This window comes from Methanothermobacter sp. KEPCO-1, from assembly GCF_008033705.1.
GTDB lineage: Archaea > Methanobacteriota > Methanobacteria > Methanobacteriales > Methanothermobacteraceae > Methanothermobacter > Methanothermobacter marburgensis.
The window spans coordinates 856509-877386 of sequence record NZ_CP042937.1 but is presented as its reverse complement, the minus strand read 5'-3'; the positions used below and the strand labels follow the sequence as shown (position 1 = coordinate 877386).

Annotated in this window: 21 protein-coding genes; 7 read left to right on the top strand and 14 right to left on the bottom strand. The window is 47.2% G+C overall.

Annotated elements, in window-relative coordinates; all coding sequences use genetic code 11:
• The first annotated feature begins 10 nt into the window (after positions 1 to 10).
• Entirely contained in the window at positions 11 to 1282 is a 1272-nt protein-coding gene (locus tag FVF72_RS04615) for a UbiD family decarboxylase (protein ID WP_147671332.1), read from the top strand.
• Positions 1283 to 1429: 147 nt separating this feature from the next.
• Here the strand turns inward: FVF72_RS04615 and amrS are convergent, their stop codons facing one another.
• Genes amrS through FVF72_RS04595 form a run of 4 tightly spaced genes read right to left on the bottom strand, consistent with a single transcriptional unit; the run spans position 1430 to position 4262 of the window.
• The gene (gene amrS / locus FVF72_RS04610; protein WP_147671331.1) at positions 1430 to 2437 is read right to left on the bottom strand and encodes an AmmeMemoRadiSam system radical SAM enzyme; all 1008 of its coding nucleotides are present in this window, start codon (positions 2435 to 2437) and stop codon (positions 1430 to 1432) included.
• Positions 2438 to 2454: 17 nt separating this feature from the next.
• Positions 2455 to 3438, bottom strand: a complete 984-nt coding sequence (gene thiL, locus FVF72_RS04605) for a thiamine-phosphate kinase (RefSeq protein WP_147671330.1) — start codon at positions 3436 to 3438, stop codon at positions 2455 to 2457.
• Positions 3439 to 3466: 28 nt separating this feature from the next.
• Positions 3467 to 3892: a sirohydrochlorin nickelochelatase gene (gene cfbA, locus FVF72_RS04600; RefSeq protein ID WP_013296561.1), complete on the bottom strand. Its 426-nt coding sequence runs from the start codon at positions 3890 to 3892 to the stop codon at positions 3467 to 3469.
• A complete protein-coding gene (locus FVF72_RS04595) occupies positions 3864 to 4262 on the bottom strand; it encodes a Zn-ribbon domain-containing OB-fold protein (RefSeq protein ID WP_013296562.1) in 399 nt (132 codons plus the stop codon). Before FVF72_RS04595 ends, cfbA begins: the two co-directional genes overlap by 29 nt.
• Before the next feature lie 274 nt (positions 4263 to 4536).
• Between FVF72_RS04595 and FVF72_RS04590 the strand changes: the two genes are divergently transcribed.
• Both FVF72_RS04590 and FVF72_RS04585 read left to right on the top strand, forming a co-directional pair.
• Complete coding sequence (locus FVF72_RS04590) at positions 4537 to 5439, top strand: hypothetical protein (RefSeq protein ID WP_013296563.1); 903 nt, start codon at positions 4537 to 4539, stop codon at positions 5437 to 5439.
• Entirely contained in the window at positions 5436 to 6227 is a 792-nt protein-coding gene (locus tag FVF72_RS04585) for a hypothetical protein (protein ID WP_147671329.1), read from the top strand. Before FVF72_RS04590 ends, FVF72_RS04585 begins: the two co-directional genes overlap by 4 nt.
• Before the next feature lie 49 nt (positions 6228 to 6276).
• Here FVF72_RS04585 and FVF72_RS04580 read toward each other — a convergent pair whose 3' ends face one another.
• From FVF72_RS04580 to FVF72_RS04565, 4 genes are all read right to left on the bottom strand, one after another.
• Complete coding sequence (locus tag FVF72_RS04580) at positions 6277 to 7608, bottom strand: magnesium transporter (protein ID WP_013296566.1); 1332 nt, start codon at positions 7606 to 7608, stop codon at positions 6277 to 6279.
• 36 nt (positions 7609 to 7644) lie between these two features.
• Positions 7645 to 8208, bottom strand: coding sequence for a potassium channel family protein (locus tag FVF72_RS04575; RefSeq protein WP_171770417.1), 564 nt, complete (start codon positions 8206 to 8208; stop codon positions 7645 to 7647).
• Between the two features lie 104 nt (positions 8209 to 8312).
• A complete protein-coding gene (gene cobJ / locus FVF72_RS04570) occupies positions 8313 to 9386 on the bottom strand; it encodes a precorrin-3B C(17)-methyltransferase (RefSeq protein WP_013296568.1) in 1074 nt (357 codons plus the stop codon).
• An 87-nt stretch (positions 9387 to 9473) separates the two neighbouring features.
• Positions 9474 to 9971, bottom strand: a complete 498-nt coding sequence (locus FVF72_RS04565; RefSeq protein ID WP_013296569.1) for a hypothetical protein — start codon at positions 9969 to 9971, stop codon at positions 9474 to 9476.
• Between the two features lie 142 nt (positions 9972 to 10113).
• On the opposite strand from FVF72_RS04565, the gene FVF72_RS04560 reads away from it, so the two are divergent.
• Both FVF72_RS04560 and FVF72_RS04555 read left to right on the top strand, forming a co-directional pair.
• Positions 10114 to 11577, top strand: a complete 1464-nt coding sequence (locus tag FVF72_RS04560) for a DNA-directed DNA polymerase II small subunit (protein ID WP_013296570.1) — start codon at positions 10114 to 10116, stop codon at positions 11575 to 11577.
• A gap of 17 nt (positions 11578 to 11594) precedes the next feature.
• Entirely contained in the window at positions 11595 to 12158 is a 564-nt protein-coding gene (locus FVF72_RS04555; protein WP_013296571.1) for a class II aldolase/adducin family protein, read from the top strand.
• An 88-nt stretch (positions 12159 to 12246) separates the two neighbouring features.
• On the opposite strand, the gene FVF72_RS04550 is transcribed toward FVF72_RS04555, so the two are convergent.
• From FVF72_RS04550 to FVF72_RS04540, 3 genes are all read right to left on the bottom strand, one after another.
• Entirely contained in the window at positions 12247 to 12501 is a 255-nt protein-coding gene (locus FVF72_RS04550) for a UPF0147 family protein (RefSeq protein ID WP_013296572.1), read from the bottom strand.
• Between the two features lie 74 nt (positions 12502 to 12575).
• Entirely contained in the window at positions 12576 to 13565 is a 990-nt protein-coding gene (locus FVF72_RS04545) for a cobalt-precorrin 5A hydrolase (RefSeq protein ID WP_013296573.1), read from the bottom strand.
• Complete coding sequence (locus FVF72_RS04540; protein ID WP_013296574.1) at positions 13562 to 14455, bottom strand: cobalamin biosynthesis protein; 894 nt, start codon at positions 14453 to 14455, stop codon at positions 13562 to 13564. Before FVF72_RS04540 ends, FVF72_RS04545 begins: the two co-directional genes overlap by 4 nt.
• Before the next feature lie 98 nt (positions 14456 to 14553).
• Between FVF72_RS04540 and FVF72_RS04535 the strand changes: the two genes are divergently transcribed.
• Both FVF72_RS04535 and cdc6-1 read left to right on the top strand, forming a co-directional pair.
• Positions 14554 to 15021 (top strand): DUF2299 domain-containing protein, encoded by a 468-nt coding sequence (locus FVF72_RS04535; protein ID WP_013296575.1) that lies wholly within the window; start codon positions 14554 to 14556, stop codon positions 15019 to 15021.
• 795 nt (positions 15022 to 15816) lie between these two features.
• Positions 15817 to 16965, top strand: coding sequence for an ORC1-type DNA replication protein Cdc6-1 (gene cdc6-1, locus FVF72_RS04530; protein WP_147671328.1), 1149 nt, complete (start codon positions 15817 to 15819; stop codon positions 16963 to 16965).
• On the opposite strand, the gene pyrB is transcribed toward cdc6-1, so the two are convergent.
• Genes pyrB through FVF72_RS04515 form a run of 3 tightly spaced genes read right to left on the bottom strand, consistent with a single transcriptional unit; the run spans position 16948 to position 20830 of the window.
• Complete coding sequence (gene pyrB, locus FVF72_RS04525) at positions 16948 to 17874, bottom strand: aspartate carbamoyltransferase (RefSeq protein WP_147671327.1); 927 nt, start codon at positions 17872 to 17874, stop codon at positions 16948 to 16950. The two genes, cdc6-1 and pyrB, sit on opposite strands and share 18 nt — an antisense overlap.
• 9 nt (positions 17875 to 17883) lie before the next feature.
• On the bottom strand, positions 17884 to 18615 hold the full coding sequence (locus FVF72_RS04520) for a tRNA (adenine-N1)-methyltransferase (protein WP_013294844.1): 732 nt from the start codon (positions 18613 to 18615) through the stop codon (positions 17884 to 17886).
• Positions 18616 to 18619: 4 nt separating this feature from the next.
• The gene (locus FVF72_RS04515) at positions 18620 to 20830 is read right to left on the bottom strand and encodes a DEAD/DEAH box helicase (protein WP_013294845.1); all 2211 of its coding nucleotides are present in this window, start codon (positions 20828 to 20830) and stop codon (positions 18620 to 18622) included.
• Between the last annotated feature and the right edge of the window lie 48 nt (positions 20831 to 20878).

Below are 20878 nucleotides of genomic sequence, written 5' to 3'. Positions count from 1 at the left end.
TGGTGATTCAATGAGAGAGTTCCTTGATAGGCTCGAAGAAGAACCCGTGATAATTGAGGATGAGGTTTCGACACGATTTGAGGCTGCAGGTATACTGAGGAGGCACCCAAGGGATGTTGTGATACTGAGGAATATACGGGAATCAGATATCCCTGTCATATCCGGGCTCTGCAATACCAGGGAAAAGATCGCCCTCTCCCTGAACTGCCAGGTCAATGAGATAACCCAGCGCATTGTCCATGCAATGGAAAACCCGACACCCATCAGAACTGTGAGGGACCTTGAGGGTTACAGTTCAGAGGATGCCGACCTCTCAAGGCTCCCGGTTCTAACCCACTACCAGAGGGATGGAGGCCCCTACATAACAGCAGGGGTCATATTTGCCAGAGACCCTGAAACCGGAATCAGGAACGCCTCCATCCACAGAATGATGGTCATATCTGGTAATAGAATGGCGGTCCGTATAGTTCCAAGGCACCTTTACACCTACCACCAGCGGGCCGAGGAGATGGGTGAGGACCTTGAGATAGCAGTGGCCATAGGTATGGACCCCGCCACCCTCCTTGCGACAACCACATCCATACCGATAGATGCCGATGAAATGGAGGTTGCAAACACCTTCCACGACGGAAAACTGGAACTTGTGAGGTGCAGTAAAGTTGACCTGGAGGTCCCCCCTGCGGAGATAATACTTGAGGGCAGGATACTCTGCGGTGAAAGGGAAAGTGAGGGCCCCTTTGTTGACCTCACAGACACCTATGACGTTGTAAGGGAGGAACCTGTCATAGCCCTTGATAAAATGCATGTAAAGGAAGACGCCATGTACCATGCAATTCTGCCAGCAGGATTTGAACACAGGCTGCTTCAGGGGCTGCCCCAGGAGCCAAGGATATACAGGGCAGTTAAGAATACGGTGCCCACCGTCAGGAATGTTGTTCTAACCGAGGGGGGGTGCTGCTGGCTCCATGCAGCCATCTCAATCAAAAAGCAGAGTCAGGGGGACGGCAAGAATGTGATAATGGCGGCCCTTGCAGCCCATCCATCCCTCAAACATGTGGTGGTTGTGGACGACGACATAGACGTTTTTGACCCTGAGGAAATCGAATATGCCGTGGCAACAAGGGTGAAGGGCGACGATGACATATTGATAGTCCCGGGGGCAAGGGGCTCATCCCTGGACCCTGCAGCACTTCCCGATGGTACAACAACCAAGGTTGGTGTTGATGCAACGGTGCCCCTCGCTGGCGCAGAAAAATTCCAGAGGGTCAGCCGGTCCGAGTGAAAGGGCACCATAAAAATTTATTTTGATAATGGTTCATTTCTCTGCTTTTAGGTCACAGAAATCTCAGAGCCCCAAAACACACTTACAGAAATAAAATAGAATCAACTTTCATTCCCCAAGAATCTCCAGACCCTGAGGCTCAGTTAACTAATCTATTACAATGTCAACATCGGCTCTGCAGGAGCTGCACTTACCATCCCTGATCCCCACTGTTCTTGTGAGGTAGCCATCCCTTTTTATAAGTAGCTCACCACAAACCGGACAGTAGGTGTTCTCAGCATCGGTCCCTGGAAGGTTCCCCACGTACACATACTTCATGCCCGCCTCAAGGGCAAGCTCCCTGGCCCTCATCAGTCTCTCAACCCCGGTTGGGGGCACATCCTGCATCCTGTAATGTGGAAAGAACCTCGTGAAGTGGAGTGGAACCTCAACCCCGACCTCAGATACCATGAAGTTCACAAGGGCCACTATATCATCATCAGAGTCATTGTAACCGGGTATGAGGAGGTTGGTGACCTCTATATGGATACCCATCTCATGCATCCTTATGATGTTCTCGAGTACGGGTTCTGGCTTTGCATCACATAGCTCACGATAGAATCGCCCAGACATTCCCTTGAGGTCAACATTTGCAGCGTCCAGTAGGGGTCCAAGCAGGTTGAGGGCCTCCTCACTCATGTAGCCATTTGTAACATAAACCGTTTTGAGGCCCTCTGCCCTTGCACGTTCTGCAGAGTCCAGGGTGTACTCAAGCCACATGGTGGGCTCATTGTAGGTCCAGGCTATGGAGGTGCAGTTACTTCTGAGGGCATTTTCAACCGCCTCCTCCGGTGAGATGTACTTTGTGGGAAAGCCATCTATGCGTGCCTGTGATATGCTCCAGTTCTGGCAGTACCTGCACCTGAAGTTACATCCAACACTGCCAAGGGAGTAGACAAGGCTGCCAGGATAAAAGTGGAAGAGGGGCTTCTTCTCTATCGGGTCAACCGCCTCTGAGGATACCTCCCCATAGGTGAGAGAATAGATTTTACCGTCGCTATTTTCACGCGTGAGACAGTACCCCCTTCCTCCTTCAGGTATAAGGCATTTCCTGCTGCACACCAGGCACCTCAACCTATCATCGGCCTTCTCATAGAGTATGGATTCCTTCCTCATGGTATCCCCCACTGCAGTCAGGGGCGCAGATGTTCATAGCCCCTCACATGAAGTTTATATGTATCTCCATGCTTATCAACCATTTCAATGGAGGGTGACTCTATGACCTCACCTATGATATGCACTTTCATTATTCTGGAGAGTTCCTCCATTGCATCAGGTGGTGCAGTGAAAACAAGTTCAAAATCCTCCCCATAGTACAGGGCAAGTTCCAGTGGATCCACTCCAAGGACGGATGCCGCCTCTGATACCTGGGGAGGTACAGGTAACTTCACCTCGTGGATCCTCATCCCCACACCGCTGGCATCCCTCAGCTCACCAAGTTCACTTATGAGGCCATCGGTTATGTCTGTGGCCGAAGACACAAGCCCAGACTTCGCCATTCTGGATGCCTCCTTAACCCTTGCAATGGGTTTCAGGGATTTTTCAACCGCGACCTCAAATCCGGCAGTATCTGTTCCCGATAGAAGAAGCTCTGTGCCCGCAGCTCCAAGTCCAAGGGGCCCAGTAACTGCAATGAGGTCCCCTGGCCTGGCACCGGACTTCATCATCACAAGGTCCTTCCTGATCCTCCCAATGGCTGTGCCTGCCATTATTATCTCATCCCCCTCATTGGTATCCCCCCCAATGAGGGGTGCGCCGTAGTAACTGCAGGCCTCCATGACGCCACTTATGAGGGAGTCAAAGGATTCCAGGTCAAGGTCAGGGAGGGCCATGGAGAGTATGAAACCCTCCGGTGCAGCCCCCATTGCAGCCAGGTCACTCATGTTCACTGTAACCGTTTTCCATCCCATATCGTGATGGCTCATTTTGGGGGGGAAGTGCCTGCTTTCAATTAGAAGGTCTGAGGTCAGTGCAAGGTACTCATTCCCCATGTCAAGAAGTGCAGCATCATCTCCAAGACCTAGAAGCTCTGAGGGTCTGAAAAATGAGGCTGATCTTGATATTATCCTTGAGATGAGTTTCTTCTCGCCAAGGGATGATATTCTATCAGGGGGCATTTCTATCAAAATAAATTGGGGGTTACCCTTAAATTGCTGATTTAACCCTGTCCCGGATTATCTCAGCAATTCGCGGATCTGCCCCTAGGGGCTCGGTGTAGACTATCTCACCGTCGAATTCAAATTCCTCATGCTCATGTTCATGGTGATGGTGATGTTCAGTGCCATTATCAAGACCCAGAATGTGTGGTATGTCGTGTTTGGTGTGGACTCCATGGGCCAGGAAGACCGGTGTAACAATGATCTTTTCAACGCCCATTGCTGCGAGTTCATTTATTGCCTCTGGTATTGATGGCCTGGATATGTTCATGAACCCCACTGCAACAGGATGGTCAACCTCCTTCCTGTAGATATCTGCTATGCCATTTATGACCTCCTCACCGTAGGGCAAGCGGCTTCCATGCCCCACAAGAAGAACACCTATCTTAGTTTTTTGGCCTGAATTTGAATCCATATGATATCACTCCATCTTCACCCTCTTCTCTCACCTTGCGGAATACCATTTCGACCTCGTCGCCTATCTCTATTGAATCAGGGTCGCAGTCAACAATCTGGCTTGTTATCTTAGCACCTTCCTCCAGTTCAACTATGGCCACCACGTAGGGAGCTATATCCTTGAACTCGTCGGTTGGGGTGTTTATCACGGAGTAACTGTGTATCTTTCCCCTCCCGCTGAACTTTAGGTCCTCAAGCTTACCTTTACGTCTGCATTCAGGGCATATTATTCTGCTTGGGAAGAAAACGTTCCCGCACTGGAGACATTTTGAACCTGTAAGATTGTAGCGCTGGGGTATATGGCGCCATGTCCTAACGGTTTCTGTCATGATGTGACCTCCATAAATGTAATCAGTTTTCATTATCTATCTTGATTCATTATAATTAAATCATATGGTCAGAGGATATTTAAATCCCTTGTGCTTCCAAGGGAGTAATAAAGATTCTTATTACCCCCTGAGTTGATCCATGGGATAATCTGGCCTTTTTTCTATTTCTAATGGTTTAGATCGCCATTGAAGCCCCAGAACGTTTAATATTAACTTAATATCATTTCAGTAATATTTTTATGTTGGTAATACTTAATTTTAATCGGGTGATACGATGGATGATGGAGGCTATGTGATGGCAGGTTTCAGTCTTCTTCTCATGGTGCCGGCCATGATACTCGCCCTGATGATACTCAGCATCGATGATTCATCAGTGGAAAGAAGTGCTGATAGGTCCCTATCTGAGAGTATGACAGGGGCCCTGTGGGATATCAGGGACAGCATCCCGGTGATAACAAGGGAAGTACTAAATGGAACTGCACAGGAGGCCATAAACGGTACACTTCCTCCAGACCTGGATGCCAGGGCCCGTGTAAGAGCAGGGGTACAGGGGCGTATTGACAGGTTATGCGCTGTCCACAGAAACATGAATCTAAGCTGCAGGGTGAATTCAGTTGAGGGGGCAACCGACGACCCCTTCTGTATTGAGGTTAACTCCACTGTTGATATTAGGGCAGGAAAAATCCACCACACTGAGAACATTTCGGTAAGGGTACCTGTTGAGGATCTGCCTGATCCCCTGCCCTTCAGGGTTCTGGGAAGGTTGCAGCACAATGAAACGTCAATAGAGTATGGCAGGAGCCTCATGGACCACCTTTCTTCAGGGAACAGGGAAGCCTATGATGGGGCTTCCGGTCCTTTCCTGATAAGAAGGTGTCCCTATGAACCCTACACCATCCATGGATCCAGCGGAGTCCTCTACACCTGCCTCCTAAATGGATACTACCATGAGAGTCACGATGGGTCCTGCTACCTCTGTAGACTGGAGGGAAAAACCTCCTGTCCGCACCTGGGTCTTGAAACCTTCATAATACCCTCAGGAAATTTTGAGGAGGCCCCGGTATCTGTTGACCATGTTCTATTCACGACAGCGTACGCCGGGGAGCTCCACAACGTATCAGGATTCATCATATACCTTGACGGGGCCCACAGAAAAAAGTACGGTGTTATACAGTGATATTCTCAACAGATTTTCTGCTCTCCCTCATAATCGTGGCCATTATCGTGGGCATATCTGCAGAACTGATGGAAATACAGGAGACCCGAATGAATGAAAGATTCAGAGAAACATACACAAGGGCTAAAGGTGCCACAGCAACGGATGTTCTCATAAATACACCTGGAGATCCTGTTAACTGGGAAAAGCTTCCTGTAGGCACCTGCAGGTATCCTGGACTTGCCGTCCCAGGAAAAAGAGGGGTCATATCCTATGAAAAAATCATGAAAATTCGCTCAAGACCAGAATTACTTGAAAGGGCATTCCCGGGCATTCATGTGAGAATTGTGCTGAGTCCCCTCAACGACAGAATAAGCCCCATAATCATTGGCGGTGAACTGAAGGGGAATGAAATACAGGTATTTAGAAAAACCGTCAACTGCAACTTCCTGTCTGATTATGTTATCAGGCGGGAGGAATGCCTGTGTCCCTCCGGTCATGGCGAAAACTGGACCTGCATGAATTTTCGCGTTAATGACTCACTGGATTACTACCTCATATCAGATGGCTGCAGCGGATCATTCATCCTTGACACGGACTGCAACAGAAGCCATGAAGAGATAAAAATCCGTTCAGGAAGTTTAAAACTGAATTTAACAGGGCAGGGCGTGGTATGGATCCATTTACATGGATGTGGAAGGGGGGTAATAATTGCCGGGCTTCCCCGCTCTGGAATGGATTGTCCGCTGAAACCTGATTACTTTGAGGTCCAGCCATGCTCCCTCCAGATCCTCATATCCCCCTACTGACCCAGAGCCCCCCACCAGCATTACATGGTTCTGAGGTCTTAATGATGATTCAGAGCCCTATAACTGCTATTATGGCTATTACAAGGCACGTGTTTGCCACCGGGTCGGTCATGCTGGTCGACAGTGGGATAACTATGTTGTCAGGGTCCAGTTCAAGTCTGTAGGATGCTGAGCTCAGATAAAAGCCCACCATAAGAAGGAATGGGGTCAGAAGGTACCCTGCAAGTGAACTTATAAGAACCATCCTCTCAAGTCCAAGGGACCCTATACCAAGGGAAACACTCACAACATGAGCCAGAAGCCCGATTGTTGGGTATATGATCAATGAAAGTACTGATATTATTCCAAAGTTTCTGAGGGCCTCTCCATGGGGTCTGAGGGTTGCAGGGACTATACCAGAGTGGAGCCCAGAGGAAAGCCTTGCTCCGAGTATGCTCACAAGGTCTCCACTTTCACCTGAAAACAGCGGTACCAGTGCAAGGATTGCAGGGTTGTCAAGTATAAACGATAGTTTGCTGTTTAGGACCATACCCGCAGTGGTTCCCAGGGCTGAGCAGAGGAGAAGTACGGGCACGCTCTGTCTTATGATCCTTCTAAGGTTATATCTGCCCTTAATTCCCATCGCAAGGCCCAGAACACCCATCAGAATAAACAGAAAAAAGAGCACCCATTCAAAAATGCCGTTCCTTACAGCCTCAAGGATGGCCAGTGCCGCGAATATTGATGGGAGCGTGAAAAGGTCGCCTGAAGCTGCTATGAGGGGTGTTGTGACGTTATCAGGGTCCCAGCCATTCTCATAGCTCTTGAGGGATATGAGGACGGTTGCCGGGAGAAGGACGGCACCTGATATTATTCCGCCGGCCACAGAGATAACAATGAAATCCATTATTCCCATGCTTCGAAATCCGAAGATATGGCAGAATATCCAGGCCATGAATCCAAGGAAAATTGACATAACCACGGTCAGTATTATGGTCGCCTCAATGTTCTCTGTAAGGACATCTGATTTTCGAAGTTCCGGTGAAAGGGTACCTATATGCAGACCTGAACCGAGGCGTGAACCCAGGGCCCCGAAGATATTACCCCTCATCCCTATGGCACCGGGTATCAGTACAAGTAGGCCTGGATATGACTCAAGGAGGGGAGACATCTTACCCAGAAATATACCTGCCACAAGGTCCCCCAGGGCACATATGAAGAGTGCGACGAAGCTTTCCCCTATAACCCTTTTAGAACCCCTGAAAAAGCTTCCAAAACTCTTGAATAGGTTAAAAGCCCTGACCCATCCCCTTGAGGCCGTTATGGATAAATTCACGGTAAATGTTAGCAGGGACTGTAGTATGAGCCGAGTCGTCCTCAGTAATCTTCCTGTTATCCTCATTGACCTCACCTGCTAACATTTACATCATCTCTGGGACTATTCTATGCTGCACCCTATATCCTCAAGGGTCATCTCACCCTTTGCAAGTGCAAATAAGAGTTCTGAACCTGCTTCGTTTCCCTTGGCGATAAGAGTATCGTTCTCTGCAAGTACCGTGTTTCTATCGGGTCCGTAAATCCAGGATTCTCCTCTTCTGATGGCTATGATCCTCATACCTGTTCTGGTTGCAAGTAAAAGGTCTCCCAGTGATTTCCCTGCCAGCTCTGATCCCTCATCAATTGTCACCCTGACTATTATCTCATCGGACTCCTCCATGACCATCTTGAAGACAGGGTGGGGTTTGATGCCCTTCAGCACCAGGTCAGCGATATCCTTGGCAGAGTTTGCTATGCTTTCAGCTGCCTCACCCACCTCTAGGAGGGCTGTCAGTTTTTCGGCGTCCTCAACAGATCTTGCAGCAAGAAGTGACTCCTTTTTTATCTCATAGTTAAGCCTGTTGACCTTGTTTTCAAGTTTTATGACTTCCTCTGCCGCGTCCCTGCTGTTAAACAGGAGGGCAGAGTATGCAAGATCCACCATCAACTCCGAGAGGTTCTTCATTTCGATGAGAATATCCTTAACACTTTTGGACAACTTTCATCCTCCTAGGCTGCTGAAATGATATTGGGTGATTTAAAATAAATATCTTGCTGCGGTGAAATCAGTTATTTACTGGAGTTTCCTCCTGAAGCCATGAGGCACTCCCTTCGAAGCTTGAGAAGTTCCTTCTTCCTCTCGGTTAAATCATCCGGTTCTGAAATCAGCCGCTTAAGACCCCTCCTGACGCACTCAACAGCCTCATCGGTGTGTATCCATCTGCAGTCCTGGCAGCTCCATACGCCCTTATCCCGTATCCAGTAGCCCCCTGTGGACCCTTCACCGCATGGATAGAATGGGCAGTAACAGAATGCGCAGTTCTGACCCTCAAAGTGGCAGGGGTAGAATTCACACTTCTCATCAGGGCCTGAATCTTTGCCGTAAGGATTCTCCTCATAGAACTTCCTTGCAAGTTCATGGAGTGGGGCCTCAACCGCGTATCCGCGGGGTGTGATCATGTATCCATCCCTTGTGTAGGTTGTAACGTTGCCGACTATGATGGTGGTGGACATGTCCACAAGGGATTCATTTAGGTCTCCAAGAGCCACAATACTCACCTGTGGACTTCCATTTTCGGTCCTCACCACACCCACGGGAGTTTCCGGTTCAAGTTCAGATCTTAGTATTTCAAGTGCCTCCCTGAAGGGTTTCTTCCTCCTCTTTCCCAGAGGGTTATAAAGGGCTATTACAAGTCCCGTCCCTGCAGCTGCCCTGATCTTTCTTCTTATCTCTGATAGGGGAGTGAGGATGTCGCTTAGACTTATAACCGCAAAGTCATGGAGAGGTGCCCCCAGGTGGGATGCTGCATAGTTGACCGCGGTCACGCCGGGTATAACCTCAAATTCAACCCCAGAATACTTATCAAATATCTGAAAGAATACATTGGCCATCCCATAGACACCCGGGTCTCCTGAACTAACCAGTGCGACGTTGAGACCTTCAAGGTGTTTCTCGATGGCCTTTTCCACTCTCTCAAGTTCAGACCCCATTCCGCTTTTTATTATCTCCTTGCCCTCCAGGAGGTCCTCTATCTGTTTTATGTACCTAACATATCCTATGACAACATCGGATTCTTCAAGAGCCCGGAGGGCCCTCACTGTTATATCATCCCTTGTGGGTCCAAGTCCTATTATCCTTATCATGAGAACACCTTCAGGTGAATCAGGAGCTTAGTGATGTGAAGCCACTGCAGCGGATTTCCATGTATGAATTTACCTCCCAATTGATGCTCAGTAAATCCTGGTTACTGAAATGATTCTAAGGGTCCTGACATCGACCCATACCCCTGATGACCTAGTTTCAGCCCTTGCAGCTGCAGTTACAGTGAACTGCTCGGTTGGCCTTATGACTATCTGACCGCTTCCTGTCTGGTTTTCACGGTACCCGGTCGCTGTTATGTTGATATTGATGTTCTCAAGTGATGTGTCCTCTGTTGTTGTCGCATTGAGGGAGCGGATGTTTATTCCATCAAGGCCAGTACGGGCTTTAAGGGCATCTGCAACATCTGCATTGTTTATTATCCGGATCTCCTCAGGCCCTCCAGTGATTGTGGAGGTTATATTCTTACCTGAATCCAGAAATGAAGATACGGTGTCTATCTGCATTTCAATAAGTTTTTCCACATCCGGTGGTTTTGACGTTACAAGTGTGTATGAACTTATGAGCCCGGCCTCAAAGAAGGCCAGGAATATTATGAGGAACAGGAATAATTTAATGATCCTTGGCAATGCATCACCTTTTTTCTGTGAATGGACCCAAAGGGTAAACTACTATTTCGATAAGAATATATGAACTCAATGAAATATTTAACCGTGAACCCATTTTAAAGATTTCTGAATTCCCCTAACCAGTTCATGCAGTATGATTGAAATGAATGAAATAATAGGAAAATTTGCAAGGGAAGGAATTTTAATAGAGGATAACGCATATTTCAGGCTGAAAGAAATGGATGATCCTGCAACAGCCTCCTCGGAGATTATAGTTAAGATAAAAAAGAATGGTGGGGGTAAATTCACTCTTCTGACCTCGGAGATGCTTGATGACCTCTTTGAGTTGACTGAGGAAATAGATAACCCCGCGGAAATAAAGGCGAGGGGTCCAATCAATGTTCCAAGGGAGAGGGAATTCGACTTCAGGGTCATCACAGATACCAGTAAGAGATCATACACCAGTGGGGAGATAGGTGACATGATCTCCTACTTCAACAGCAGATTCAGCTGCCTCAGGGATCTCCTCAAAAGACGCCCTGAACTTAAGAGCCATGTGCCCATTGCGGATCTTCGCGGCGGGGACGACGCTGTGAGCATCATAGGGATCATCAATGAGATACGAACCACCAAGAACAACCACAGAATGCTTGAACTGGAGGATGATACAGGGGAAATAACAGTGGTGGTTCACAATGAAAACCATAAACTGTTTGAAAAGTCCGAGAAGCTTGTTAGGGATGAGGTCATAGGTGTTCAGGGTGCGAAAAAGGGGAGGTTTGTGGTGGCCTCCGAGATCTTCCATCCTGGTGTACCACGAATACAGGAGAAGGAAATGGACTTTTCAGTTGCCTTCATATCTGATGTCCACATAGGAAGCCAGACCTTCCTTGAAGATGCATTCACCAAGTTCGTTAAATGGATAAACGGGGACTTTGGGACGGAGGACCAGATGAATATCGCGGCTGACATTAAGTACTTGGTGGTTGCAGGTGACATCGTTGATGGTATCGGGATATACCCTGGACAGGAAAAGGAACTCATCATAAGGGATATCAATGAGCAGTATGAGGAGGCTGCAAGGCTTTTTGGAGAGATAAGGGATGACATAAAGATTGTGATGATCCCTGGAAACCACGATGCATCGAGGATCGCTGAGCCCCAGCCCGCAATACCCGAGGAATATGCGAAGCCGCTTTACAGCCTAAAAAATGTTGAATTTTTGAGTAACCCGTCCATGGTGAGTCTTGACGGTATAAAAACCCTCATATATCATGGCAGAAGTTTTGACGATATGGCCATGAGCGTGAACGGGCTTTCCCATGAAAGGTCCGATCTCATAATGGAGGAACTCCTTGAGAAGAGACACCTTGCACCTATATACGGTGAAAGGACCCCCCTTGCATCTGAAATAGAGGACCACCTTGTGATTGATGATGTCCCCCATATCCTTCATACGGGACATGTCCATATAAACGCATACAAAAAATACAAGGGTATTCACCTTATAAATTCAGGTACATTCCAGTCGCAGACGGAGTTTCAGAAGATATACAACATTGTCCCAACATGTGGCCAGGTCCCGGTGCTCAACAGAGGGGTAATGAAGCTTCTGGAGTTCAATTAGTCCAGGCAGGTGATTACTTGAATCCATTGAGGGATGTTGTTGATGTTTCGGTCCACCTCTACAGGAGGGGTCTTGTATCTGGCATTGGAGGAAACGTGAGTGCAAGGGTGGATGATAGGGTTTTCATAACACCCACAATGGTCCCCCTTGACCAGGTGACACTTAAGAATGTTGCAATGGTTGACCTTGAAGGGAATATCCTCAGGGGCGGAAGACCATCCTCGGAACTGGAACTCCATCTTGAGGTCTACAGGAGGAGGCCTGATGTCAATGGTGTGGTGCACACCCACTCACCATATGCCAGGGCATTTTTAGTTGCCGGGATTGAGATTGAGAAAATGGAGGGCTTCAGGGGACTCGGACAGGGAAATCTTCCTGTAGTATCATATTATCCCCCTGGAAGCAGGGACCTTGCATCAGCCTGTGCAGAGACGATGGTGAATGAAAATGCGGCTGTCCTTGAAAACCACGGTGTGGTATGTGCAGGTGAAACTGTTAAGGAAGCCCTCCTGCTTGCAGAGTTCATTGAGGAGCTGGCAAAAACCCGGTTCATTGCTGAGGTCCTGAAATTCATGAAATAGTTAAATTAATTGTTTAAATAGTTATGGAAGAGATTTATTCCCTAGGAACCGTTTAAACCAGACAAAATAGGATATAAAAAACAGAGATTTATTCCCTTATGGATTCAAGTTCGCTGAGTATTTCCCATACCAGTGTCCTTGCATGTATCGGGATGTTGGGGTCGTTGCTTATCTCATCCAGAATTGATATGACCGTGCTCGCCCTCACTGTGCTGTCCTCATCAGGGTTGTTGAGGATCTCCTTTGATTCCTCGGCAGCCCTTCTGATGTTCCTTGGGACACTATTATCTTCCATAATATGCTTTAAAATTTCAGAAACGCGATCAAATGTTTCGTTACTCATGTTGGGTCCTCCCTGCTGAATTCCTGAAGAATGCAGAATAATGTTTATATTCAATTTGGTTTATATCATTTGGGTTAAAAAGTTTTTGGTGTCCCTGAAACCGCCACTGCAACCGCAACTCCTGATGACGTTGTTTTTCTTATAACAAGTCTTGATCCGGTTCCTGCACTTTTAAGAGCCGCGGCTTCGCATACACTTCCAACACCAAATTTTTCGTTGACAAAATCTGAAAATGAGTGTGTATCCTGTGCTTTGAGCTCCTGCAGAGGTATGATTTCCAGGGGGACCCCCAGATCCTCTGCTGCATCAATTATTCCCCTTTCATTTTTCTTCATGTAACCTGTTGCCAGTGCATCGATCCTCTCGGGGGGTAGCTTCAAGAGTCCAAGTGCTTCCACAATTGCACCGGTTACCCGGCTGGACTCAACTCCCCTCCTTGTCCCTATACCCACTGAAACCTTGAGGGGAGCCAGTCTCATGACCTCAGAGTTACACTGGGCCCTTACAATCTCATCTCCATCCATCATGTACCTGTAGGTTCTGGACAGTTCACCATCAATGAGGGGCCCCAGGTTCCTTGATGAGTGCAGTTCCACAGTGTGCCCCTCCACAATTGAGGAATTGAAGTGCTTCACGAGGTGCCTGTCAAGTATCACGTAGAAGTATCTTGCTGCAAAGCTGTCAATTCCCACAAGACCATTAACATCAGTTGCTGTTGTTATAACGGGGTTTGCGTTGAGTATGTCTGCAATTTTGACTGCAAAATCGTTTGCACCTCCTGCATGTCCCGAAAGGAGACTTATGACATTCCTTCCCATTTCGTCGATGACAATAACTCCTGGATCAGAGAATTTGTTTTCAAGAAGCGGGGCGATCTTTCTCACCATTATACCTGCTGCCATTATACCAATTATCATGTCGCTTCTGGAAAACACCTCCCTGAAATCTATATCCCTGTGCAGGGTTTCAACTGAGAGAATGGTGGGATCGTCCTTAAGACCTGTCTTCAGGCTCTCACCAAGTTTCCTGCCATTTTCTGTGAGTGTCAGTATACTCACTCTCATGGTATCACCAGCATTATTCCTGTTGCAGACACGATGAACAGGACAAGAGATATTGAACTCAGTTTCAGTGCATCTTTAAGCTTTTCAGTTGAAAGGAACTCTCTGGGATCCCCAAGAACATATACTCCTGGTTTTTCCAGCTGAACGGATAGTGCTCCAGCCGCTGCAGCCATTGTGAATCCTGAGTTTGGACTGGGGGTGCGTCTGGCGTCCCTGAGGAGTACTCTCAGCGAATTTTTCCAGTTCATGGACAGGAAAAACGCTGCAAGAACAATCATAAAACCTGTCACTCTGGATGGTATGTAGTTCAGTATGTCATCAAGTCTGGCAGGGAACCATCCCAGATCCCTGTTTTCGTCATCAAGGTATCCCACCATTGCATCAAGTGTATTAACGACCCTGTAAAGGAATGCTCCAGGAAGTCCAAGTAGGATGAAGTAAAAAAGAGGCGCTGTAACAGAGTCTGTAAGGTTTTCTGTGAGTGTTTCAATGGTTGCTGAGAGTATCTGCTCATCTGTGAGTGTGGTGGTATCTCTGCTTACAAGATAGGAAAGTTTCTCCCTTGCCTCATCAATGCTGTCATCCAGTGATCTTCCAACATCCAGGGCAGATGTAAAGAGCATCCTTATGGATATTACCGTTGACAGGAGCACTGCAGCTATCAGAGTGTATAGGGGTTCATTCAAGTACCCTATGAGTAGGGTTGGTGCTGTGAATACCGAGACAACCACTAGAGTCATTATTATTCCTGATAGACGCGTTTTACTGAGTATTCCTTTCATCCATGCAACGATTGACCCCATGTGTACAACAGGGTGAAGTATGGTTGGGGGTTCTCCGATTATAATATCAATTGAAACTGCAAGTAACAGGACAGGGATTTCATTCATGTTTTCCCTTTTTGTTGCGATTCATTATATACCAGTGACATGTAATAATTTCACCATGTTATATATTCATGGATGGATATAATTAGTTGTGTGATACCATGCCAGAGAAGAAGATAAAAAAATGGCTTGAGGAGGAGGGTTTTCTGAGGATGGAGGTCCCTGACGAAAACGCCTTGTTCCATTATGTGATAAACTATCCAGAGGATCATGTCATTGATATCATTCAGCCCGCTGGAAAGAACGACATGATTCTTATAGCCTGTGCAACCAGTGTTAGTCCCGAGCACCAGTCAGGGATACGTGCGCTCAGCATGGAGAAAAGGACTGAATTCATATGGAAGGTTCGTTTTACCCTGAACAGTTTTGGAGTTGATTTCCAGCTCGATCATCCAGAGAACGTTCTGAACAGTTATCTTGTAACCTCTGAAATATTTTCCGATGGCCTCTCAAAGGACAGATTGATTTCAAGTATAAAAAATGTTTTCAGGGCTAAACTTCATGTCATGTGGATGATACAGGAACGTTTCGGCGATGATAAACCTGAACACGACAGCATGTATGTGTGAGGTTCATTTCCAGTGAAAACATCTATGAAGTGCTTCTGAGCATCTGGGAGAGATGGATTTCAACTGTAAATTGTTTTTTGTGTCATGAATCTGGTTTGAGGGACGTCTATTTCAAGTGTAAATCTGTTCCAGTACATTATGGGGCATGGGTGAGAGGTGCATTTCAACTGTAATTTGTGTACAATACTGAGGGAGAGGTGAGGGAGAGGTATATTTCAAGTGAAATCTTTATTACAATATTAAACTTTGAAATTAAAATGCGACATTGATTTCAACTGTAAATGTATTAGATGTTTCCTGGTCAGATTCGCTTGGGAGATCCTATCTTCACATTTAATTACATTCGAAATGCATGTCCCCAACATAACAGCAGCCAAATCCTGGATTTACACTTGAAATGCATGTCTCCCTTACAATATCCAACATTTCAGGAATCATTACACTTGAAATGCATGTCTCCCATTCACGACTGAGTGGACAAATAAGTGTTACACTTGAAACGCATGTCCCTCCTTCACATCCAGCAGACTGCCGGGGAAAATTTACACTTGAAATGCATGTCTCACTGTCATTATTATGAAACGGATTGATATTAATAAAAACTTTTATCTAAGAGTTAGAATAAGAAAATTTACACTTGAAACTTATCACCCTGTTTATAGGGTGATCTAAAGGGGCACTGCCAGTATTAAAAGGGAAACCTCAAAAACCTGAAATGATTATCATTCCAGTTTTGAGGACTTCATAATAAATTCAAGCAGCAGTTTTCTCTAAAGCCTTATTTGAAGTGGTACTATGAACATTTTTGATGAGATAGGGGACAAAGAATCTGTTTTTAAGGATAAAAAATATCTTGACCACAGGTTTCTACCTGACAGGCTGCCTCACAGGGAGGAACAGATACGTTCAATAGCCAAGTACTGGGTTGAAGCACTGAATGGAGTCACACCACCGGACATCACAATATATGGAAAAACAGGGACAGGGAAAACTGCGGTTGCCAAATTCGCCATGAAACAGCTCAAGGAGGCATCAAGGGACTGTGATGTTAACATAAGGACGGAGTACATCCGCTGCACAGATTACACAACAGAGTACCAGGTCATAGCAAGGCTCTGCCAGCAGCTTGGTCGTGATGTCCCCTACCGTGGCTGGACAAAGGCCGAGATAGTCAACACATTCAGGAACATGTTCAAGAAAAATGCCTTTGGCCAGGACATGATACTCCTTGTTGTCCTTGACGAGATAGACATACTCCTGAGGAATGATGGTGACGGCCTGCTCTACACCCTCACAAGGACAGATAACGTCTCTATACTATCCATAAGTAACTATGTTGAATTTAAAAAGTTCATAAAACCACGCGTGAGGAGCAGTCTGAGGGACAGGGAGATAGTCTTTCCACCCTACGGCGCCCAGCAACTTGTTGATATACTTGAGGAAAGATCCAGACTGTCCTTTAAGGAGGGTGCACTTGATGACGATGTAATACCCCTCTGCGCAGCACTTGCAGCCAAGGAGGAGGGTGACGCAAGGTATGCCCTTGACCTTCTCAGGACAGCAGGTGAAATTGCAGATGAAAGGGATTCTGATATGGTTAAGGGGGACTTTGTGAGGGAAGCCAAGGACTACATAGAGCACAACAAAATCACAGACATCATACTGACACTGCCCAGCCAGCAGCAGAGGGTCCTTGAGGCAATACTCTACCTCACAAAGAGAAAGGAGGAGATAACCTCAGGAAGGCTCTATGAGGTCTACAAGGAGATATCAAAGGGCGATTCAGTTTCATACAGAAGAATATTTGACTTCATAAATGAACTCGAAATGCTTGGACTCATATCAACCAACACCGTCTCCAGGGGAAGGGGAAAGGGACGCACCAATATCATAGACCTCCAGTGCGAAACTTCACTCCTGGAGGACTCACTCTGGGGAGTCTGATCTTTCTCTTATCAGCATCTTAAGAAGAGCCATTCTCACAGGCACACCGTAGAACGCCTGCCTGAAATACATCGCCTGTGGAAGCGAATCAACCTCAGGGGATATATCATCTATCCTTGGAAGTGGGTGCATGACGATGAGATCCCTACCGGCGACCATGTCCCTGTCTATATGATAGGCCCCTCTGATCCTTGAATATTCCTCAGGGTCAGGAAAACGTTCCTTCTGTATTCTTGTAACATAGAGGACATCCACATCATCTATAACATCATCTAGCCTCTCGGTCTCTGTAACCTCGACACCACTACCTTCAAGGTCATGTATGACACTGTCGGGCATTCTGAGCTCGGGGGGCGATACAAAACTCATTTTCACACCGAAAACAGCAAGTGCATAGGCCAGTGAGTGCACTGTCCGGCCATACTTCAGGTCACCCACAAGTGCAACATTGAGGGATTCTATTTTACCAAAGAACCTCTTCATTGTGTAGAGGTCAAGGAGGGTCTGGGTGGGGTGCTGACCTGCCCCATCACCTGCGTTGATAACAGGGACATCCACAATGTCTGAGATGTAACGGGCAGCCCCCTCAAGGTTATGTCTTATAACAATTGCATCGGAGTAGCCTGCAAGCATCATTGCGGTGTCAGTTAGGCTTTCGCCCTTGGCAGCGGATGTCGCGCCTGTATCTGCAAATCCAACCACACTGCCACCCAGTCTCTTCATTGCAGTTTCAAATGAAAGTCGTGTCCTTGTTGATGGTTCATAGAACATCATCCCAAGTATCTTTCCTGTAAGAACGCTGGAGGGCCTTTCTCCAGAGGCAACTGGCTCCATATTTTCTGCTTCCCTCAGAATGAACTCTATATCATCCTTTCCAAAGTCCTTTATTGAGATAACATTTTCAAACATCAAATCCCTCTAGACCTTTCTCATGAATGTGAGGTATCCTGTGTGTCCAACCATTCTGGTCCTGGGGCGCGTACCCTGCCTCCTGACCTCAATTTCACGCTCAATTATTTCGGATGTCCTCATATCTGCAAATCCCAGCTTTGAGCCGACCCTGTGCAGAATTTTTACCTGTTCAATGTATGGGTTGTAGAAAACAGCCCACCCTCCTCTAATAAGGGATTCATGCAGATCCTCCATCAGCTCCCAGGGCTGGGGAAGATCAAGGAATACCAGGTCAAGGTCATCCTCATCTATACCCTCCTTTATGTCCCTGTTTTTTACCTCAATATTTTTAAATCCAAAGTCCCTGATGTTCCTTTCTGCAACCTCTGCAAAGTCCTGCCGTATCTCATAGGTTGTAACATGCCCTGATTCACCCACCACATTTGCCAGGTACATTGCAACTGTACCCGCACCGGTACCTGCATCAACAACCCTTGAGCCGTTCACTATTCCTGTGTATGCACAGATCATCCCTATGTCCTTGGGAAGGAGTATGGAGCACCTCCTCTCCATGAGTTCAAGGTAATCGGAGAGGCTGGGTTTAAGGACATAAACCTCCCTTCCAAGGTGGGTTCTGAGAACATCCCCTGGTCTGGCCTCCTCTATCATCCGGGACTGGATGATCCCCATGTCAGTCTGAAAGTCCTCCCCTGCCTTCAGGAGGTACTTTTTACCCCTTTCATCCATGATTATACGCAATTGATCACCCTCTCATTTTTTCTGAATCCCTGAATTCTGCTTCAATAACCTTTCTGATCTCGGATGCTATCCTTTTACCGATTCCCTCCACTTCCATGAGCTCCTTCTCTGATGCGTTCATAACAGCTTCAACAGAACCGAAACTTTCAAGGAGCCTTCTGGCATACTTGGATCCAATGTAAGGAAGTGATTCCACAATGAAGAGCTGCTTTTCCTGGAGGGTGAGGGGTTTCTTGTCTGTCCTGATACGCATGTCAGGTTTTCCCTCCCTCTGTTCCCTAAGGGCTATCCTCCTTATCATTGCAGCCGTATCTGCAGGGGACCTTGTGGGGATTATGGGTATTCCAAAGTCCACCGCAACTGATGCAAGGGCACCCCTCACAGCATCGGGGTTCATGAAGCCCGAGTAGAGGTCCTCACCCTCTATTATCATCACAGGGTGCTTGAAGTTTTCCACCATATTCCTGGCCTGCCGGTAAAGTCTCTTATCCATAATTGACCCCAGGAAATCCTGGGTGGTTTTTCTTTCAATCACAGTGTCATCGCTGACCTGATAATCACCCACAGAGAGTGTTCTGAGTTCAAAGTCCACCCCCATCTTCCTGAGCTCCCGGAGAACCCTTGAGTTAACCTCACGTGAATCCACGTAGATGAATGGTCTTTCACCGTCAGTTTCAGGAAACCCAAGGGGCGTCAGTTCAATTTTCATGGAACCCCCCCTGAGGCTTTCCTTCATGGTTTTTTCCTTCCTGATACTTGAGTAATAGTAGGCCTCGTCCCGTGTCTTTTCTGTCATGAGGACCACCATTCTTCCTGATCTTCTTCTTCCTGTCCTTCCCCTCCTCTGTATCATCCTTATCTCTGATGGGACAGGCTCGTACATGACCACAAGGTCAACTGAGGGTATATCTATTCCCTCCTCTGCCACACTGGTTGATATGAGAACATCGTGGTTTCCCATCCTGAATGACTTGATTATATCCCGTTGCTGTTTCTGGGTGAGGCCCTTTTCACCGCTTCTACTGTTCTGCCCATAAAATTTAACGGCGTTTATCCCCTCACGTACACAGCGCTGGTATATTTCCTCAAGGGTGTCACGGAACTGGGTGAAAACTATTATTCTTGAGTCTCCCCCTTCAAGTTCCTTTCTGAGTATTTCAATGAGCCTGTCAAGTTTTGGGTGTTCAACCCCTGAAACAGAGGCCTTTCGGGTGAGGTACATGGCCCTTGTGAAGTCAGGGTCCATAATGAGGCTTCTGGCAGCCTTTGTGTTCTTCTTTTTAAGTCGGGTGAAGTATTTGTGAAGTGGATGGATCCCCTGGGTTTCAAGGAGTTCAAGGGCGTGCTCAACATTTATTGAGGCTGCTATGAGTGATATGGCCCTGTAACATGATTTTGGCGGATTTGATGAGCGCGCGATCCTGTTCTGAACACGGCCCCTGGCCTTCAGGAGGTCCCTTTTACCCACACTCACAGTCTCTATAACTCCAAGGTTCTTGAGCATCTTCAGTCGCGTCTTTAAAACCTTCTTCAGGAGGTCCCTTATCTCCTCAAGTTCAGGCTTCATCTTAACCCTGACCCATTCTATCCTGATGGGCTTGAGGTAGGGCCTGACATCCGGGTCCTTTTCTGTCTTCACAACCACCTCGTTGAGGAAGAGGTTACTGCAGACGGTTTTTATTTTGTCCTCATCTGCACCGGGGGAGGCTGTCAATCCAAGTATAAGGGGATTTTTCGCGGTCTGCATGTAACTGGATGCAAGGAAGACATAGGAGTATGAACCAACGGCACGGTGGCACTCATCGAATACAAGGAGTGAAACGTCGCCTAGGTCGTACCTCCCGGTCAGGATGTCTGATTCTATTGTCTGGGGTGTTGCAGATATGACTCTGGACTCATCCCAGCGCCTCACCCTTTCCTCAGGGTTTATACTCCCTGTGAGTGAGGTGCATGGTGCGAGGAGGAAGTCCCTGAAGCTCTCCTCATGCTGTATGGCCAGCGGTTTGCTGGGTGATAAAATGAGCACCCTGGACCCCCTGTATTTCTGCAGTCTCTCTGCAGCCACCAGAACGGCAACAATGGTTTTTCCAAGGGCCGTGGGAGCCACTATCATTGAGTTGCCCTTCCTTAGGACGTCTGCTGCCAGTAACTGCTGGTAGGTCCTTGCCTCGACTGTCCCTGGTTTTATCAGTGGGTGCTCTATGTACCTTGCCATGGTCTTCTATCTGGTGATCAATTTATTTAATGATTTAATCATGGCATC

Bases quoted from the DNA above. Each gene is read 5' to 3' on its own strand.
- FVF72_RS04615 (WP_147671332.1), top strand. From the start codon at position 11: ATGAGAGAGTTCCTTGATAGGCTCGAAGAAGAACCCGTGATAATTGAG.
- amrS (WP_147671331.1), bottom strand. From the start codon at position 2,437: ATGAGGAAGGAATCCATACTCTATGAGAAGGCCGATGATAGGTTGAGG.
- thiL (WP_147671330.1), bottom strand. From the start codon at position 3,438: ATGCCCCCTGATAGAATATCATCCCTTGGCGAGAAGAAACTCATCTCA.
- cfbA (WP_013296561.1), bottom strand. From the start codon at position 3,892: ATGGATTCAAATTCAGGCCAAAAAACTAAGATAGGTGTTCTTCTTGTG.
- FVF72_RS04595 (WP_013296562.1), bottom strand. From the start codon at position 4,262: ATGACAGAAACCGTTAGGACATGGCGCCATATACCCCAGCGCTACAAT.
- FVF72_RS04590 (WP_013296563.1), top strand. From the start codon at position 4,537: ATGGATGATGGAGGCTATGTGATGGCAGGTTTCAGTCTTCTTCTCATG.
- FVF72_RS04580 (WP_013296566.1), bottom strand. From the start codon at position 7,608: ATGAGGATAACAGGAAGATTACTGAGGACGACTCGGCTCATACTACAG.
- FVF72_RS04575 (WP_171770417.1), bottom strand. From the start codon at position 8,208: ATGAAGAACCTCTCGGAGTTGATGGTGGATCTTGCATACTCTGCCCTC.
- cobJ (WP_013296568.1), bottom strand. From the start codon at position 9,386: ATGATAAGGATAATAGGACTTGGACCCACAAGGGATGATATAACAGTG.
- FVF72_RS04560 (WP_013296570.1), top strand. From the start codon at position 10,114: ATGAATGAAATAATAGGAAAATTTGCAAGGGAAGGAATTTTAATAGAG.
- FVF72_RS04550 (WP_013296572.1), bottom strand. From the start codon at position 12,501: ATGAGTAACGAAACATTTGATCGCGTTTCTGAAATTTTAAAGCATATT.
- FVF72_RS04545 (WP_013296573.1), bottom strand. From the start codon at position 13,565: ATGAGAGTGAGTATACTGACACTCACAGAAAATGGCAGGAAACTTGGT.
- FVF72_RS04540 (WP_013296574.1), bottom strand. From the start codon at position 14,455: ATGAATGAAATCCCTGTCCTGTTACTTGCAGTTTCAATTGATATTATA.
- FVF72_RS04535 (WP_013296575.1), top strand. From the start codon at position 14,554: ATGCCAGAGAAGAAGATAAAAAAATGGCTTGAGGAGGAGGGTTTTCTG.
- cdc6-1 (WP_147671328.1), top strand. From the start codon at position 15,817: ATGAACATTTTTGATGAGATAGGGGACAAAGAATCTGTTTTTAAGGAT.
- pyrB (WP_147671327.1), bottom strand. From the start codon at position 17,874: ATGTTTGAAAATGTTATCTCAATAAAGGACTTTGGAAAGGATGATATA.
- FVF72_RS04515 (WP_013294845.1), bottom strand. From the start codon at position 20,830: ATGGCAAGGTACATAGAGCACCCACTGATAAAACCAGGGACAGTCGAG.